General features: G+C 36.7%; 13 protein-coding genes and 1 other annotated feature. Of the genes, 6 read left to right on the top strand and 7 right to left on the bottom strand.

What is annotated here, in order from left to right:
* The first annotated feature begins 29 nt into the window (after window positions 1–29).
* Complete coding sequence (gene rpsD / locus CD003_RS18195; RefSeq protein ID WP_096202662.1) at window positions 30–632, top strand: 30S ribosomal protein S4; 603 nt, start codon at window positions 30–32, stop codon at window positions 630–632.
* Between the two features lie 284 nt (window positions 633–916).
* On the opposite strand, the gene tyrS is transcribed toward rpsD, so the two are convergent.
* On the bottom strand, window positions 917–2,173 hold the full coding sequence (gene tyrS / locus CD003_RS18190; protein ID WP_096202661.1) for a tyrosine--tRNA ligase: 1,257 nt from the start codon (window positions 2,171–2,173) through the stop codon (window positions 917–919).
* 135 nt (window positions 2,174–2,308) lie between these two features.
* Window positions 2,309–2,534, bottom strand: a binding site (T-box leader).
* A 127-nt stretch (window positions 2,535–2,661) separates the two neighbouring features.
* On the opposite strand from tyrS, the gene CD003_RS18185 reads away from it, so the two are divergent.
* On the top strand, window positions 2,662–5,535 hold the full coding sequence (locus CD003_RS18185) for a transglycosylase domain-containing protein (RefSeq protein ID WP_096202660.1): 2,874 nt from the start codon (window positions 2,662–2,664) through the stop codon (window positions 5,533–5,535).
* A gap of 128 nt (window positions 5,536–5,663) precedes the next feature.
* On the opposite strand, the gene acsA is transcribed toward CD003_RS18185, so the two are convergent.
* Window positions 5,664–7,379: an acetate--CoA ligase gene (acsA, locus tag CD003_RS18180; protein ID WP_096202659.1), complete on the bottom strand. Its 1,716-nt coding sequence runs from the start codon at window positions 7,377–7,379 to the stop codon at window positions 5,664–5,666.
* A gap of 250 nt (window positions 7,380–7,629) precedes the next feature.
* On the opposite strand from acsA, the gene CD003_RS18175 reads away from it, so the two are divergent.
* From CD003_RS18175 to CD003_RS18165, 3 genes are all read left to right on the top strand, one after another.
* Window positions 7,630–8,262, top strand: a complete 633-nt coding sequence (locus CD003_RS18175; RefSeq protein WP_096202658.1) for a GNAT family N-acetyltransferase — start codon at window positions 7,630–7,632, stop codon at window positions 8,260–8,262.
* Window positions 8,263–8,384: 122 nt separating this feature from the next.
* Window positions 8,385–9,032 (top strand): acetoin utilization AcuB family protein, encoded by a 648-nt coding sequence (locus CD003_RS18170; RefSeq protein ID WP_096202657.1) that lies wholly within the window; start codon window positions 8,385–8,387, stop codon window positions 9,030–9,032.
* Complete coding sequence (locus tag CD003_RS18165; RefSeq protein ID WP_096202656.1) at window positions 9,025–10,197, top strand: acetoin utilization protein AcuC; 1,173 nt, start codon at window positions 9,025–9,027, stop codon at window positions 10,195–10,197. Before CD003_RS18170 ends, CD003_RS18165 begins: the two co-directional genes overlap by 8 nt.
* Window positions 10,198–10,273: 76 nt before the next feature.
* Here the strand turns inward: CD003_RS18165 and CD003_RS18160 are convergent, their stop codons facing one another.
* The 5 genes from CD003_RS18160 to CD003_RS18140 form a co-directional block, all read right to left on the bottom strand.
* Window positions 10,274–10,969 (bottom strand): 5'-methylthioadenosine/adenosylhomocysteine nucleosidase, encoded by a 696-nt coding sequence (locus CD003_RS18160; RefSeq protein ID WP_096202655.1) that lies wholly within the window; start codon window positions 10,967–10,969, stop codon window positions 10,274–10,276.
* Between the two features lie 153 nt (window positions 10,970–11,122).
* The gene (gene motS, locus CD003_RS18155; protein ID WP_373558581.1) at window positions 11,123–11,869 is read right to left on the bottom strand and encodes a flagellar motor protein MotS; all 747 of its coding nucleotides are present in this window, start codon (window positions 11,867–11,869) and stop codon (window positions 11,123–11,125) included.
* Window positions 11,856–12,665, bottom strand: a complete 810-nt coding sequence (motP, locus tag CD003_RS18150) for a flagellar motor protein MotP (protein ID WP_096202654.1) — start codon at window positions 12,663–12,665, stop codon at window positions 11,856–11,858. The genes motS and motP overlap by 14 nt, the downstream gene beginning before the upstream one ends.
* A gap of 76 nt (window positions 12,666–12,741) precedes the next feature.
* Entirely contained in the window at window positions 12,742–13,743 is a 1,002-nt protein-coding gene (gene ccpA, locus CD003_RS18145; protein WP_257008382.1) for a catabolite control protein A, read from the bottom strand.
* Window positions 13,744–14,138: 395 nt separating this feature from the next.
* The gene (locus tag CD003_RS18140; RefSeq protein WP_096202653.1) at window positions 14,139–15,215 is read right to left on the bottom strand and encodes a bifunctional 3-deoxy-7-phosphoheptulonate synthase/chorismate mutase; all 1,077 of its coding nucleotides are present in this window, start codon (window positions 15,213–15,215) and stop codon (window positions 14,139–14,141) included.
* Window positions 15,216–15,530: 315 nt separating this feature from the next.
* Here CD003_RS18140 and CD003_RS18135 point away from each other — a divergent pair, with 315 nt between their 5' ends.
* The gene (locus tag CD003_RS18135) at window positions 15,531–17,714 is read left to right on the top strand and encodes a cell division FtsA domain-containing protein (RefSeq protein WP_096202652.1); all 2,184 of its coding nucleotides are present in this window, start codon (window positions 15,531–15,533) and stop codon (window positions 17,712–17,714) included.
* Window positions 17,715–17,739 lie beyond the last annotated feature (25 nt).

Here is a 17,739-nt window from a genome sequence, read left to right as displayed (position 1 = left end):
ACATCAAAATAACAAAGGAGGAGTCATTCATGGCTCGTTATACAGGTCCATCTTGGAAATTATCTCGTCGCTTAGGTATTTCATTAAGCGGAACAGGAAAAGAATTAGAAAAACGCCCTTACGTTCCAGGTCAACACGGCCCGAACCAACGTAAGAAAATCTCAGAATACGGTTTACAATTACAGGAGAAGCAAAAGCTTCGCCATATGTTCGGTATCAATGAGCGTCAATTCCGCCGCATCTTTGATGACGCTGGTAAAATGCCTGGTATCCACGGTGAAAACTTCATGATTTTACTTGAGTCTCGCCTAGATAACTTAGTTTACCGTATGGGACTAGCTCGTACTCGTCGTGCAGCTCGTCAGCTTGTAAACCATGGTCACGTAACTGTTGATGGAGGTCGCGTAGACATCCCTTCATACCGTGTTAAGCCTGGTCAAGCAATCGCTTTACGCGAAAAATCTAAAAATCTTTCTGCTGTAAAAGAAGCAATCGAAGTAAACAACTTCGTACCTGGTTATGTAACATTCGACGCTGAAAAGCTTGAAGGTTCATTCTCTCGTTTACCAGAACGTTCTGAGCTTCCAGCTGAAATCACTGAAGCATTAATCGTCGAGTTCTACTCTCGTTAATCTTCAATTCAAGGATGTCCATTTTATGGGCATCTTTTTTTATACCTTTTATTTTCACATCCACGTTTTAATCATATTCTTACTTACTATTTATATTCTAAAGTAACAAAAAAAGAACGGCAAATGCCATTCTTTAATAAACTAACTCAAAACAAATATAGTAGTAATTTAAAGGAGACCGCTTCTTTCACTGCACGTCAAACGTCAAGAAACCACATGACGTTTGACATCAAAACAAAGCAACGACTTCGCACATAATATTTACTAACCTTTACGGTGCATCGTTAGTATTTAATTAAGAAGTACTTCTTCTTCCCTCTTCTGATAATTGTAAATTGACCCTCGATACGATCTTCCGAAGTCATTTGTCGATCTAATTCTATACAACGTTCGCCATTAATGTAAATCGCTCCGTTTTGAATATCTTCACGACCTTGACGTTTAGAAGGAGCAATTTTTGATGCTATTAATAAATCTAACAAACTGATCTCTTCTTCTTTACATTCATATGATGGAACATCCTTAAAACCTTGTTTTATTTCTTCTGCCGATAGTGAAGAAATCTCTCCACTAAATAGAGCTCCTGAAATTCTAATCGCTTGTTTAAGTGAATCTTCACCGTGAACCAACTTTGTTACTTCTTCTGCTAAGCGTTTTTGTGCCGTACGCTTCTCTGGTGCTGTTTCCAATTCCTTTTCTAACTCATCAATCTCAGCCGGAGTTAAGAAAGTAAAGTACTTTAAGAACTTAACGACATCGCGGTCATCAGTATTGATTAAAAACTGGTAGAATTCATACGGACTTGTTTTCTCAGCATCTAACCAAATTGCGCCACCCTCAGATTTTCCAAACTTTGTTCCATCACTTTTGGTTACCAATGGAATTGTAAAACCAAATGCTTTTGCTTCTTCTTCTGTTGATTTACGAATTAATTCAAGACCAGCCGTAATATTCCCCCACTGGTCACTTCCACCTATTTGTAAACGGCAATTTTCATTTTCGTAAAGGTGAAGAAAGTCATATGATTGTAAAATCATATAGCTAAATTCCGTAAATGAAATCCCTGAAGTAATCCTTGATTCTACAGAGTCTTTTGCCAACATGTAATTTAATCCGAAGTTTTTACCAACATCTCGTAAGAACGTTATAATATCAAGCTTCCCAATCCAATCAAAGTTATTAACAGCCTTTGCTGCACTTTCACCTTCAAAATCTAAAAATTGAGAAAGCTGTCCCTTGATACGATCACTCCATAATTGAACGATTTCTTGCTCATTCAATGTACGTTCTGCCTTTTTCCCACTAGGGTCCCCAATTAGCCCAGTAGCACCGCCGACAAGAGCCAATGGTTTATGACCAGCAAGCTGGAACCTACGTAATGTTAATACAGTAAGTAAATGCCCAATATGTAAGCTATCTGCTGTTGGATCGAAGCCACAGTACAAAGTCATTTGCCCTTCTGATAATTGCTTTTCAAGACCATCAGCATCTGTTACTTGGTTAATTAATCCACGGTATTCTAAATCTTTTAATAATTCCATGTTTATCTCTCCTTTTTTTATAACTTTATAAAGCTTTTTGATTTTTTACTAGGTCCAGTAATCCGTTAAATATTTATCCCATCTGTTCATTTCATCTAGCTAGTTTACTTTGAGGAAATTAAAAAAAGCCCTCCAAAAAGGGACGAGAAATCTCGCGGTACCACCCTTCTTGAAGAACTATTATCTTCCACTCAATATGATAACGGTATAAGACCGTCCCTTACTACGAATTGAATATAAATCAATCTTCGTAAAGAATGCTCCAGGTTGTATTTCACAGCTTTTTTGTACTAGTTCACAGCAACCACTAGCTCTCTTAAACAGGGAAAAGCTTATTACTTGTACCTATCCTCGCATATTTTTCAATTGTTATATTTTTAACATATTCGTTATATGATTGTCAATATTCACCTAAAACAGATTCCGATTAGTTATAGGATGTTTCGACATGATATGCTATAATACTTCTATGTTTTAGGAGGTTCTTTATGAAAAATAAACTTGAAGAATTTAGGGCGAAACTTAAGAACGTGACTGACAAACTAGAAGAAAAAAATATATTCAAAGGTTTAGGTATTACATATCAAGTATTCTGGAATTTATTACTCGTATTTGTTGTTCTTGGGTTAATGGGTACCTTCTTTGTTGGTGGAGCTGGCGCAGGCTTTTTTGCATCCTTAGTAAAAGATGAACCATTACGACCTTATGAAGAAATGAAGAAAGACATCTATGACTATGAGGAAATGAGTCAAATCTATTTTGCCAACGATGTCTATCTTGGAGAACTTCCATATGAGTTAGAAAGAAGAGAAGTAAAGCTTGAAGATGTAAGTGAATATTTAGTACAAGCAATTATTGCTACTGAGGACGAATACTTTTATGAGCATAACGGAATAGTTCCTAAAGCAATAATGAGAGCTACACTTCAAGAAGTAGCTAACTCCTCAGTTCAAACTGGAGGCAGTACACTTACACAACAACTTGTTAAAAACCAAATATTGACAAGTGATGTTTCCTTTGACCGAAAAGCAAGAGAAATGCTTCTAGCAATGCGTTTAGAAACATTCTTTAATAAAGATGAGATATTAGAAGCCTACTTAAATGTTGTACCATTTGGACGTAATGCATCTCGTCGAAATATTGCCGGTGTACAGTCTGCAGCGCAAGGAATTTTCGGAGTTGATGCAAAAGATTTATCGCTTCCTCAAGCTGCTTACATTGCTGGTTTACCACAAAGCCCTTTTGGATATACACCTTTTACAAGTAATGGTGAAGTGAAACAAAACTTGGACCCAGGTATTAACCGAATGAAAACTGTTTTACGTAGAATGAAAGATTCTGGTTATATTACTGAATCCGAATACGAGAGTGCTTTGGATTATGATATCAGAGCTAACTTAACCACTAGAACACCTAGTTCAATTGAAGAATATCCATATTTAACAAACGAAGTGTTAAGACGTGCAACTGAAGTTTTAGCAAAACAAATGATGGTAGAAGATAATGTAATTGTAGATGAACTTGAAGGTGAAGATAGAGTTTCAACACTTACACAATATCGTGAACAAGCAAGACGTGATTTAAGAAGGAATGGGTATCGAATTCATACAACTGTCAATAAAGGAATTTATGATTCAATGCAGGAAACCGTTAAGGATGACCGCTATTTTGGGCCTGATCGTGAAGGTGAAAAAGAAGAAGTTGGTGCCATTCTAATCGAAAACCGTACAGGTGCTATCATAAGCTTTGTCGGTGGTCGTAATTTTGAAGAACAAGAATTAAACCATGCTACTCAAGCTTATCGCTCAAACGGCTCAACAATGAAACCGATTTTATCCTATGCTGCTGCAATTGATATCGGGGCAATTCATCCAGCATCAATTATCCCTGATACTCCTGCAACATATCCAGATGGAACACCTTTTGGGAACTTTGATAATAGCTATAGAGGTTTGATAACTGCTCGAGATGCGCTTAAGTATTCTCGAAATGTACCTGCAGTAAGAGCTCAACTGAAGATTCCTCATGAAAAGGCAAGAGAAACACTTCTGAAATATAACTTTAACCTTGAGGAAGGAGAACCATATCCTTCAGCATCTTTAGGTAGAACTAGAAACGATGTAACAGTTGAACAAAACACAGCTGCATACGCAACGTTCGCTAATGATGGAAACTTTGTTGAGTCCTACATGATAGACAGAATTGAAACAAAAGAAGGAGAAGTTATTTTTCAACATGAAATTAATCCAGTTGAAGTATTTTCTCCACAAACTGCATATTTAATGGTCGACATGATGAGAGATGTATTACGTAGTGGTACAGCGACTTACCTTCCTGGTAGAATCAAGTTCAAATCTGATTGGACTGGTAAAACAGGAACTTCAAATGATTTCCATGACGCTTGGTTTGTTGGCTTAAATCCGAATGTAACGATGAGTGTTTGGATTGGATATGACACACCTAAGTCTATTCAACAACGAGGTGTTGCTGGATTAAGCTACAGTCAACGTACTCAACAAATATGGGCAAACTTAATTAATTCTGCTTATGATAGTAACCCGGAATTAATTGCGTCACAAAGTAATTTTGAAATGCCAAATGGAATAGTTAGACGTTCAATTTGTGGTATCTCTGGACTTCTTCCTTCTGACTTATGTCAAGAGGCAGGACTAGTTAGATCAGATTTATTCAATGCACAATTTGTACCTACAAAAATTGACGATAGTCTTACTAGAGTAAAGTATGTACTTCTGAATGAACAACCTTATATAGCATTAGATTCAACTCCTGATGAGTTTACTTATACAGGTGTTGCAATCAAAGAAGAGTATATTCAAGAAAATCAACTAAAGGACTACTTACCAGAGTCATTGAACAATGTAATTCCAGATAGATTAGCACAAGAAAACGGTAAACAACCAGACCAAGTTTCAAATGTAGCACTCTCAGGCTCACAGCTTACATGGTCTAAGCATCATGAAAATGATATTGTTGGCTATCGTATTTATCGAACTGCAAGTGGTAGTTCAGGTTTTAGCTTAGTAGGAAGTGTACGTACTGGTAGTTATAGTTTCAACGTCAATAATGCCGGATTTGCCTATTATGTAACAGCAGTTGATGTGGCAGGTAAAGAATCAGCCCCATCTCAAACTGCAAAAGGTCAAGGCTGGATTGTCGAAGAAGATAATGATGAAGATAAAACAGAAGAAGACGACTTATTAGAATTACCAGAGAATAATAATGGTGAAAAAGAAAAAGAAAATGAGAAAGAAAAAGAAGAAAAAAAGAATGAAAATGATAATGGTCGTAAAGAAGATGACCAAAAGCCAGAAAATAGTAATAGGGAAAATAATCAATCATAGCAGTATCAAAAAGGCTGACAGTACCGGTACTGTCAGCCTTTTTTTGTATTTAATTAAACTCTAAACACCGAAAAGGGTGTCCCAAAGGTTGTATTTTACCTCTTGGGACACCCTCTTATTTCACTCTATTAGTCTTCCATTGTAGATAAGTCACCAGTTGGTAGGTCTAATTCCCAAGCTTTTAATACACGTCTCATAATTTTACCACTACGTGTTTTTGGTAGCTTATCACGGAATTCGATCTCACGTGGTGCAGCATGTGCAGCTAAGCCTTTTTTAACAAAGGTACGAATATCTTCTTTTAGCTCATCCGAAACTTCATAACCATCACGTAATGCTACGAATGCCTTAATAATTTCACCACGTACTGGGTCTGGCTTACCAATTACACCAGCCTCAGCTACTGCTGGATGCTCTACAAGCTTACTTTCAACTTCAAATGGACCAACGCGCTCACCAGCTGTCATGATAACATCATCGATACGTCCTTGGAACCAGAAGTAACCTTCTTCATCCATGTACGCTGAATCACCCGAAACGTACCAACCATCAATTTCAAAATAGCTATTGTATTTTTCAGCGTTGTTCCATACAGCTCTCATCATTGAAGGCCAGCCCTTCTTAATTGCAAGGTTCCCCATTCTGTTCGGAGGAAGAATATTCCCTTGATCATCAATGATAGCAGCTTCTACTCCTGGAATTGGTTTACCCATTGAACCTGGTTTGATTTCCATACAAGGATAGTTACAGATAAGCTGAGCGCCCGTTTCAGTCATCCACCATGTATCATGAATGCGTAGATCAAATACCTTTTTACCCCAACGAACTACTTCTGGGTTAAGCGGTTCACCTACACTTAAGATATGGCGTAATGATGATAAATCATAATCCTTAACAAGCTCGTCACCAGCACTCATTAACATACGGAATGCAGTCGGCGCACTATACCAAACAGTTACATTATAACGCTGTAACGTTTCATACCAATCTGTCGGGCTAAAACGTCCTCCACGAACTACATTTGTAATACCTGATAAAAATGGTCCGAAAATACCATATGATGTACCAGTTACCCAACCTGGGTCAGCTGTGCACCAATAAACATCATCTTCTTTAAGATCAAGTACCCACTGTGCCGTTTGGTAATGTTGAAGCATTGCGTTATGAACATGCAATACCCCTTTTGGTTTACCAGTCGAGCCAGATGTATAGTGAAGAATTAAACCATCTTCACGTTCAACCCATGTAATATCTAGTTCAGGGCTTGCTGTATTTAATTTTGTCATATAATCAATGTAAGGTCCTTCTTCTTTCACATTCTCTCCAATAACTAGAACCTTCTCTAGTTTCGGTAAGTCAGCTACTGGCACACGCTCTAATAGGTCAGGAGTCGTAATTAATACCTTAGCTTCACTATCTTCTAGACGGTCGCGCACAGCACCTTCCATGAATGCTTCGAATAATGGCCCTACAATAGCACCTAATTTAATAGCACCTAATACAGAGAAGTATAACTCTGGAGAACGTGGCATGAAAATAAATACACGGTCACCTTTCACTACTCCAGCATCTTTAAGTACATTACCTGCGCGGTTTGTCATTTCTTTCATTTGTTGATAAGTATATTTTTCATCTCTTGTTGCGTCACTATAATAGAGGGCTACCTTGTCCTTTTTCTCAGAATCAGCATGACGATCGATTGCTTCATACGCCAAATTAATTTTCCCTGTCTCACTCCAAGAAAAAGCCTTTTCTACAGTAGTCCAATCAAATGATTTAGCAATTTCATCATAACTTTTTAAGTTGTAATCTCCGTTTACTGTTGGAAGCGCTTGCACATTCATTTCACATCTTCCCCTCTTATGTAATTTCTTTTCGTAACTCATTATAATATATTTAGAATATTTCTTCAATTTAAAATTTAAATTTGTATTAATTTTACATGAAAAAACTTGGAAAAAGGCTTATATACTTGCTTTTTAAAATATTAAAAAATTTTGTGTACTTTTCATTTTACTTTAAAATCGGCCCACTAACTAGTGTATAATAAACTGAAAATAAACCTTTACTTTAAGAAGGGGATTACATTTACAAATGAAACACAATAAATCTTATTATAAGAAAGAATTACCCTATGAAGACCGAACAATAATTCTGGAAGGCCCTGTCACAGGGGCAGAAATCGAAAAGCTAGAGTATGACGAAGGATTAGTTGCCTTCCGCAGACCGAAAGAACAAAAAAAAGCCTTAATTGAAATTGCTGATTTACCAGAGGGTAGAATTAATATTGTTCGAGATGGTAACCGTATTGTAGGTTACGTAACATTTCTCTACCCTGACCCAATGGAAAGATGGTCAGAAGGGAACATTGAAAACCTAATTGAGCTCGGTGCAATTGAAGTATCTCCACAATATAGAGGAATTCAAGTAGGTAAAAATCTACTTAGACTTTCTGTTATGGACGATGCATTAGAAGATTATATTATAATTACAACAGAATATTACTGGCATTGGGATTTAAAAGGTAGTGGATTATCTGTTTGGGATTACCGTAAAGTTATGGAAAAAATGATGAATGCTGGCGGACTTATTTGGTATGCTACAGATGACCCTGAAATTAGTTCCCATCCTGCTAACTGCTTAATGGTTAGAATTGGTAAGCGAGTTAATCAAGATTCAATCGAACGTTTTGACAGACTTCGCTTACAAAACAGATTTATGTATTAAATCTTCCAGAGCAATCGCTCTGGAAGATTATCAAGTTTTACTAGTTCCCTACTCTAGTAAGGCTTACAGTCGCAATTATTGAACAAATTCTATTTTATAAGGATGTAAGGAGAGAGGTTAAATTGATAATCGAAGAAATTATGAACAGTGATACAATAACACTATCCGCTGACACATCCATCAAAGAAGCATCAGACGTTTTAACTAAACACCGTATACGTCATATTCCTATTGTAGATGAAGAGAATCATGTAATTGGAATCATATCGGATCGTGATATTCGCGATGCAAGTCCATCAATTTTTCACTCGGATGAGCATAAAGAAGATTTATTAAAGCCTGTCAGTACTATTATGATTAAAAACGTCTTGACAGCACACCCTCTTGATTTTGTAGAAGAAGTTGCAACTATTTTTTATGATAATAATGTTGGTTGTTTGCCAGTAGTTGAAGATGACAAGCTAGTTGGAATTATTACAGAAACTGATATTCTTCACACACTTGTAGAATTAATGGGGGCACACCAACCTAGCTCACATATTGAAATTAAAGTAGAAAATATCACAGGAAAATTAGCTGATATTGCTGCCATCTTTAAGAGGAAGAAAGCAAACATTACAAGTGTTCTTGTCTATCAGCATAAAGATCCAAACTACAAAATTCTCGTTTTCCGTATTCAAACAATTAATCCAATGGGAGTCATTGCTGAAATTGAAAAGGAAGGCTATCAAGTATTGTGGCCCAATATGCCAGGGATGACAGATGAGTAATAAGCCTAAATTTGTCTACTCTCAAGACCAAATGTCTTATCGGTTTAGCAATGACCATCCCTTTAATCACCAACGTTTAAATTTAACATATGATTTATTAGCATCCATAGGAGCTATCGAAGAGTCACAAATAGTGGCTCCTCGAGTTGCTACTGATGAGGAAATCGCTCTTATCCATGATAAAGCCTTTATTGAAGCAGTTAAAACAGCTGGCGAAGGTAAACTAAGCATCGGGATTGCTAACAATTACGGTATTGGAACTGATGACACACCTATGTTTAAAAATATGCATGAGGCAGCAGCATTGCTTGTTGGCGGAACACTTACAGCTGTAGATTTAGTAATGGAGAATAAAACTGATCACGCAATTAATCTAGGTGGAGGTTTACACCACGGATTTCGTGGTAAAGCCAGTGGCTTCTGTATTTACAACGATAGCTCGATTGCAATTGAATATATGCGACAGAAATACGGTGCAAAGGTACTTTATGTTGATACAGATGCACATCATGGTGATGGCGTACAATGGGCGTTTTATGATGACCCTGATGTTTGTACACTGTCTATTCACGAAACAGGTCGCTACCTCTTTCCTGGAACAGGTAATGTAAATGAAAAAGGCTCTGGCAAAGGATATGGTTTTTCTATTAATGTTCCAGTAGATGCTTTTACTGAGGATGAATCTTTCTTAGAAGCCTATGAAACTTCCATTCGTGAAGTAGTAGAATTTTTTAAACCAGATGTGATTCTCACACAAAATGGAGCAGATGCACATTATTATGATCCACTTACACACTTGTGCTCAACAATTAAAACATTTAGAGAAATCCCACGAATAGCCCATGAGATTGCCCATGAATATTGCGATGGACGGTGGATAGCAGTTGGTGGTGGAGGTTACGACATTTGGAGAGTCGTTCCAAGAGCTTGGTCTATGATTTGGCTTGAAATGACTGAAAAGTTAGACTTAGCTCAGGGGAAACTTCCAGAAGAATGGATCAACAAATGGAAAGAAAAGGCTGGAGTTGAGCTTCCTATGATGTGGGAGGACCCACCCGGAATATATCCTCCTATTCCAAGAAAGACAGAAATTAGTGAAAAGAACGAGAAAACACTAAACAAGGCCCTGTACCATATCCGGACAGAAATGAAAACGCAATCATAAATCTATGTGTTTATATAAACTAAAGAGGATGGGACATAAGGTCCGTTTTTGACCTTTTGTCCCATCCTCTATCCATTTATAAGTGTTTAACCATTTCTTTTACAATAAGATAAGATTGCTTAGCAGCCACTTCTGTAAATTCTGTAAAGCTCATAGTTGCTTCACCATTTGCTTTATCTGACATTGAACGAATAATAACATATGGAATATCATTTAACATCGCAACCTGTGCAACAGCAGAGCCTTCCATTTCAACACATTTCCCTCCAAACTCACTATGTAACACCTTTACCGTTTCTTCATTAGCAATAAACTGGTCCCCACTAACAATACAACCTTTTATTGATGATACACCTTCTAGTTTGGAGGCTGCCTTCTCTGCAATAGAAACGAGAGTAGTATCTGCCTCAAATACTGACGGATGTTCAAACATTGGAATTTCCCCTCTTTTAAAACCAAGTGGACTAGCATCTATATCGTGCTGTAATGCAGTTGTTGAAATGACAATATCACCGATTTCAAGTATCGGATCTAGGGCCCCAGCAACACCAGTAAAAATAATACAATCAACCTGAAACTTATTTACTAAAACTTGAGAAGTAATTGCAGCATTAACCTTGCCGACTCCTGATTTACATAAAACAACCTCCTTACCCTCAAGTACCCCTTCGTAAAAGGAAATTTTCGTTGTGACAGTTGTTTGTTTTAATTTTAAATCTTGCTTCATTAACTCAATTTCTTCATTCATTGCACCGATAATGCCTATTTTCATTTTAAAACATCCTTCCGAAAGTTCATTAAAAACAAAAATCACCCTAGAGGTGGTATAACCTCTTAGAGTGATTTTTATAAGTAGAGTTTATACAACGAGTAGTATGGTTAAGCTCCCTTTGATTGTCTAGAGATGCCTTTATATAACCAACTTCTAGTACGTTTCTCCATCTTCATATGTTGGATCAGAGATTACTAGAACAACTCTTCTATTCAACTGCAGGTTTTCAACTGTTGTATTAGGCACTACAGGTCTTGTATCACCATAGCCAGTTGCAACAAAGCGTTGTGGATCTAGGTTATGATTTGTTGTTAAATAACGAATCACACTACTTGCTCTGGCACCTGATAACTCCCAGTTCGACGGATAACGAAATGTAGAGATAGGACGGCTATCTGTATGCCCTTCTATTTTAACCATATTTGGAATTGCCGATAATAAAGAGCCTACCTTATCAAGAAATGGTCTTGCATCTGTTAATAAATCCGCTTCAGCGGTCTCAAACAGAGTACGTTCCTGAAGAACTAGCACAACTCCTCGGTCATCCCGTGTGGCTGAAATTAACTCTGTCATTTCATTAGTCTCTAAAAATTCCTGTACTTCTTCTAGTAATTCATCCATATCATCAGTATTCGAGCCTTCATCTGAATCATCAAAAGGGTCCTTACGTTCGTCTCCTCTATCGTCTCCAGGGGCCTCAAATTCTATTGCTGATGGCATGAAATCTAGTACCTGACGTTGATTAAATGATTCTGCAATTGCCCTAAATTTCTCAGCATCTACAACAGACATCGAAAAAAGTAATATAAAGAATACTAGGATTAAGGTCATTAAATCAGAAAAGGTTACCATCCATTTCGGTGCACCTTTTTCCTCTTCACGTCGCTTACGCTTCAACATTAGCATCCTCCGCCTCTTCATTTCCTTTAGCTTTTGAATTCTTAGGAACAAAGGCACTTAGCTTTTCTTCTAGTATTTTAGGGTTTTGACCTGATTGAACTCCAATAACACCTTCAACTACAATTTGTTTTACGAAAACTTCTTGTTCTGTTTTATTTTCAAGCTTTGAAGCCATTGGAATAAAGACAAGGTTTGCTAATACTGTTCCATATAAAGTAGTTAAAAGTGCAACTGCCATATTTGGTCCTAACGTAGATGGATCATTTAGGTTCTGTAGCATTAATACTAGTCCAATTAATGTACCAATCATTCCCCATGCAGGAGCATACTCCCCTGCCTTCATAATAATCGTACGTCCTTTACGGTGACGCTCTTCCATTGCCACAACTTCAGCCATCATGATATCCTTAATGACGTCTGGCTCAATTCCATCAACCGCAAGTAATACCCCTTTGCGAATAAAAGGGTCCTCTACATCCTCTATTCCTGCCTCTAATGCAAGGAGACCTTCACGACGAGCTCTCCCTGAAAGGTCCACAAATGTTGCAATTAACTGATCTAAGTCATGGTCTTCACGGCGAAATGCTTCTCTAAGTACCTTGGGAAGTAATTTAATATCTTCTAACGAAAAATTAATGACAATCCCAGCTGATAGCCCCCCAAGAACAATCAGAATAGAAGCAATCTGAATAAAGAATACAACACCAGATGGGCCTGCATTACTAAAAATAGCTAGTAATAATACAGTAACACCGAGGAACAACCCAATTGGTGTGAAAATATCAAACTTTTTCATAACTCTCTCCCTAACTACAGTTCACTATAGGTTATAGATCTTATCTCTATCTCTTTTGACTATAATGAGCATTATTTTACTGTGTTGAATTACGAAACTCGATACGATGCGGTAAAATGACAATATGCTCACTTACTTCTTCCTTATTCATATACTTTGTTAGCAAACGCATTGACACTGCACCAATATCATACATCGGTTGAACAACTGTAGTAAGTGTAGGTCTGACCATAGTGGCTAAACGCGTATTATCAAAACCTATCACTTCAAAGTCTTCAGGTACTTTATAACCTTTATCCTGAGCTCCGTGTATAACTCCAAGTGCCATTTCATCTGTAGACGCAAAAATAGCTGTTGGCTTATCTTCTATTTCTGTTAAGCTAGCCATTGCTTCTATTCCTGAATCATACGTATAATCCCCAATAACAACATAGTTCTCGTTAAATTCTAGACCTGCATCATCTAATGCTTGACGATAACCTGAATATTTTTGATAACCATTCACAGGGTCTTCAAGAGAACCTGAAAGCATAGCAATTTTTTTATGGCCACCCTCAATTAAAGCATTAACAGCATCATAAACGGCTTGCTGATAATCAATAATAACTGACGGAATTTCCTGCCTTGCATCAAGAGTTGCAGCTAATACCACTGGTACTGGTGCACGCTTAAATTCCTCTGCATGCTCTTCAGTAATCTGACCACCCATGAAAACAATTCCATCCACTTGCTTTTCAAGCAATGTATTAATCAGGTGAATTTCTTTGTCTTTGTTTTGATCAGAATTACATAGGATGATATTGTATTTATACATAGTTGCAATATCTTCAATTCCACGAGCAAGCTCAGCAAAGAAAATACTGGAAATGTCAGGTATAATAACTCCTACAGTTGTTGTTTTCTTACTTGCTAATCCTCTTGCTACAGCATTAGGGCGGTAGCCCAATCTGTCTATTGCTTCCATTACTTTCTTTCTTGTAGCTGGCTTTACATTCGGATTTCCATTAACTACGCGAGATACAGTAGCCATAGAAACTCCTGCTTCTCTAGCTACATCATAAATTGTTGTTGTATTCACTGTGAGCCTCCTCTAGTTTCAATATGTAACATTTTTTAATTACCTTTTTAAAAAAAATTGGGTATTTTAATAATGTTGTCGACAGTTGTCTCATATAATTGTATTGTTATCATACGATACATTAGGAAGGTCCGCAATTGCTTTACATTCCTTATATCGACAACTATTAGATTTTTTTTCAGTTATATTCATTAAATAATCTTTCCAATTTCTAATTCAATTAACATATGAAATAAAAATTTAACTCCTCCCATTAAATAAAAAATTCAACAAATGATTTGCAAACTCATTTAAACTTCTACGTAGAAAAGGGTGTGTCAAAAGGTAGTTTCTTACCCTTTGACACACCCTCTCTTATATTACTAGGGATTCTATTAGCCTACGTTTACTGATATTTACTCCTTGTATAAGCCTGATTCTTTTAGATCTTTTACAAATTTGTCGAATTGCTCAAAGTCCATTTGTTGAGCTGAATCAGATAATGCTACCGCAGGATCAGGATGTACCTCTGTCATAACAGCATCTGCTCCAATTGCTAATGCCGCTTTAGCAGTTGGTAACAATAAGTCTCTTCTACCTGTAGAGTGAGTTACATCAACAACAACAGGTAAATGAGTTTCCATTTTTAAAATCGGAACTGCTGAAATATCTAATGTGTTACGAGTTGCTGTTTCATACGTACGAATACCACGCTCACATAAAATAATGTTCTTGTTCCCTTTTGATATAATGTACTCTGCCGCATGGATGAACTCTTGTATCGTTGCAGATAGGCCACGTTTTAATAAAACTGGTTTATTTACAGAACCTGCTGCCTTTAATAATTCAAAGTTTTGCATGTTACGCGCCCCAATTTGAATTACATCAATGTAGTCTACAGCAACTTCAATATCCTCAGGACGAACAATCTCACTAATAACAGCCATGTCCTCTTCTTCAGCGACACGCTTTAAGATTTGTAATCCTTCTAGCCCTAAACCTTGGAAGTCGTATGGAGACGTTCTTGGCTTATAAGCACCACCACGTAATAGCTTTAAGCCTTTTTGCTTCATTTCTTTAGCAACTGCTGATACTTGCTCATAGCTTTCAACTGCACATGGACCAACAATTAAACGTTGTGTGCCATCTCCAATTTTTACTCCCTTAATATCAACAATTGTATTTTCAGGGTGCTTCTTACGAGATACAAGTAACGCTTTACTATTGTCATCTTCTTGTAGCTCTAAGCTAGCTTTGAATATTTGCTTGAATAAATGTTGAAGTGTTGAAGTCTCGAAAGGTCCTTTATTATTTTCAGCAATTAAATTTAGCATTTTTCTTTCTCTGACCGGGTCAAATCGATTAATTCCTTGCTTTGTCTTTACTTGACCAATCTCCTGTACTAAACTAGCTCTCTCATTAATTAAATCTAAAATTTGTAAGTTAACATTATCCAATTGGTCTCTTAACGTATCTAATTGTTCGTTACTCATAGCTCCCCACTCCTATTCTTGTTTAAAAGATTCTAAAATTATGGTACATTTCTAGTGATTAGGAATTATTATAAACGATTATATTCTGAATGTCACGAATTATTTCTTTATTAATTAAACGCTTTTAAGCACTAAAGTATTTTTGTATTAACAAATAAATCGGCATTACAGATAGGTTTTGATGATTGAGTGGAATTTCTCTGATTCTGTAGCCAGTCATATAACCATTTATGAATTCTTCCAAAAATGGATTTTAACTACCACTTTAGACGATCTTAAACATTTTTTCAACTATAATAAATGAGGTGTTTATATATGTCACTCGAAAACTCTTCTCCGATTTTCGCATTAGATATTGGTACTAGATCGGTTGTAGGTCTATTATTACAAAAAAATAAAACGAATTATGAAATTGTAGATCTGGAAGTGATTGAACATAATGAGCGTTCGATGGTAGATGGACAAATTCATAACGTATTATCAGTTTCAGAAGTTATCACCGAAATTAAGCAAATTCTTGAGCTAAGAAATGGACCACTCAAAAAAGTATGTGTTGCAGCTGCCGGTCGTTCACTAAAAACGAAAAGAGCCAAAGTCGACTTAGACATTTCATTAAAAACGATTTTTGAACCTAACGATATTCTTCATTTAGAATTAAGTGCTGTTCAACAGGCTCAATATGATTTAGCACTCGAACATGAAGATGATAAAAGCTTCAATTACTATTGTGTTGGTTATTCCGTTGTCGAATACCTACTAGATGATGAGCAAATAGGAAGTCTACTAGATCAGACAGGGAATAAAGCATCTGTTGAAGTCATTGCAACTTTTTTACCAAAGGTCGTTGTTGAGTCTCTAATTGCGGCTTTATCACGCTCTGAGCTCGAGTTAGAAGCACTGACATTAGAGCCTATTGCTGCAATTAATGTACTAATCCCACCATCAATGCGCAGATTAAATGTTGCCTTAGTTGATATTGGAGCAGGTACATCTGATATTGCCATCACTGACGAAGGAACAATTAAAGCTTACGGAATGGTGCCTATTGCAGGCGATGAAATAACGGAGGCAATTAGCGATCACTTCCTTCTCGATTTTCCAGATGCTGAAGATGTAAAAAGACAGCTTTCAACAAAGGATGAAGTGGTATTAACTGATATACTAGGCTTTGAGACAACTTATAAACGCGAGGAAGTGTTAGATGCTATTAATGTAACAATTGAGCAATTAGCAGCTGGAATTACTGAAGAAATCCTTCTATTAAATCAGCAATCTCCTAAAGCAGTTATGCTAGTCGGTGGAGGAAGTATGACCCCGGATTTAGCAAAACATGTTGCTCGATTTTTAGAGCTTCCAGAAAATCGCGTTGCTATTAGAGGCATTGATGCAATAAAATCTCTCGTTCATCAAGATAGAATTCAAGCAGGGCCAGAGCTTGTTACACCTATTGGAATTGCAATTGCAGCAAAAGAAAGTCCCATTGAGTATATAAGTATTACTGTAAATGATAAACCTTTACGACTTTTTGATATTAAAAAATTAACCATAGGTGATAGTTTATTAGCTAGTGGCATAGAGCTAACTAAGCTATATGGTAAACCTGGTTTAGCCAAAATGGTAACAGTAAATGGTCGCCTTATCTCCATTCCTGGAATGCATGGCCTCCCTCCAACAATACTTAAGAATGGTGAAGTTGCATCCCTTGATACTCCCATTTCATCTAATGATCAAATAACAGTTGAAAAGGGTGTCGATGGTGGACAAGCAAAAGCAACAGTTGGAGATATTATCGGAGAGGTTCCAGAAATAAATCTTACTATTAATGGCGATTCTATAAGAGTTCTAGCTGCCATTCATAAAAATGGTAAACAAACCCGAGTACAAGATATTGTAGAAGAACGAGACGAGATTACTGTAAAAGTTCCCGAAACGGTTCATCAAGTATTTGCAGTCCTACATCGTTTTGATGATATTGAAGCGTTAAAACCTTTCTATGTATACTTAAATAACAAAAAAGTTACCTTTTCAAAAGGAACAATACAGTTAACAAAAAATAATGTAGATGCTACTCTATCTACCCCTATTATTGAAGGAGATAATATCAAGGTTAATTCTAACATTATCGTAAAACCAACCATAAACGATTTAGTCGAGAAAGAAAAACTTCATGCAACGATGAGTATTTCAATATTCTATAATGATGAACCTCTAACCCTAGTAAAACCATTAATTCAAATTACTCGAAATGAAGTGCCTTTGTTGGAAAAAGAGCTATTAGTAAATGAGGAAAAGCTTTTATTAACCTATTACGAAAAGAGTCCTTTTATCTTTCAAGATCTCTTTAGAGAAGTGGATATAGATTTAACACCACAGCCAAATAAGAAGTTAGTCATTATGAAGAATGGCGCTAATGCCTCCTTTAGTGATGACATTCAAACAGGAGATAAACTAGAAGTCAAAATGATTCCTATCGAACCAACTCAGCAATCAATACTCTAGCTATAGTTCATAACAGAAAAAAGTC

This window comes from Bacillus sp. FJAT-45350 (genome assembly GCF_002335805.1).
In the GTDB taxonomy this organism is placed as follows: domain Bacteria; phylum Bacillota; class Bacilli; order Bacillales; family NISU01; genus FJAT-45350.
The sequence above is the reverse complement of the archived record's forward strand: the minus strand, read 5'-3'. Positions and strand labels throughout refer to the sequence as shown.

Excerpts from the sequence above, each read along its gene's own strand:
- rpsD (WP_096202662.1), top strand. The coding sequence starts at position 30 with ATGGCTCGTTATACAGGTCCATCTTGGAAATTATCTCGTCGCTTAGGT.
- tyrS (WP_096202661.1), bottom strand. The coding sequence starts at position 2,173 with ATGGAATTATTAAAAGATTTAGAATACCGTGGATTAATTAACCAAGTA.
- CD003_RS18185 (WP_096202660.1), top strand. The coding sequence starts at position 2,662 with ATGAAAAATAAACTTGAAGAATTTAGGGCGAAACTTAAGAACGTGACT.
- acsA (WP_096202659.1), bottom strand. The coding sequence starts at position 7,379 with ATGAATGTGCAAGCGCTTCCAACAGTAAACGGAGATTACAACTTAAAA.
- CD003_RS18175 (WP_096202658.1), top strand. The coding sequence starts at position 7,630 with ATGAAACACAATAAATCTTATTATAAGAAAGAATTACCCTATGAAGAC.
- CD003_RS18165 (WP_096202656.1), top strand. The coding sequence starts at position 9,025 with ATGAGTAATAAGCCTAAATTTGTCTACTCTCAAGACCAAATGTCTTAT.
- CD003_RS18160 (WP_096202655.1), bottom strand. The coding sequence starts at position 10,969 with ATGAAAATAGGCATTATCGGTGCAATGAATGAAGAAATTGAGTTAATG.
- motS (WP_373558581.1), bottom strand. The coding sequence starts at position 11,869 with ATGTTGAAGCGTAAGCGACGTGAAGAGGAAAAAGGTGCACCGAAATGG.
- motP (WP_096202654.1), bottom strand. The coding sequence starts at position 12,665 with ATGAAAAAGTTTGATATTTTCACACCAATTGGGTTGTTCCTCGGTGTT.
- CD003_RS18140 (WP_096202653.1), bottom strand. The coding sequence starts at position 15,215 with ATGAGTAACGAACAATTAGATACGTTAAGAGACCAATTGGATAATGTT.
- CD003_RS18135 (WP_096202652.1), top strand. The coding sequence starts at position 15,531 with ATGTCACTCGAAAACTCTTCTCCGATTTTCGCATTAGATATTGGTACT.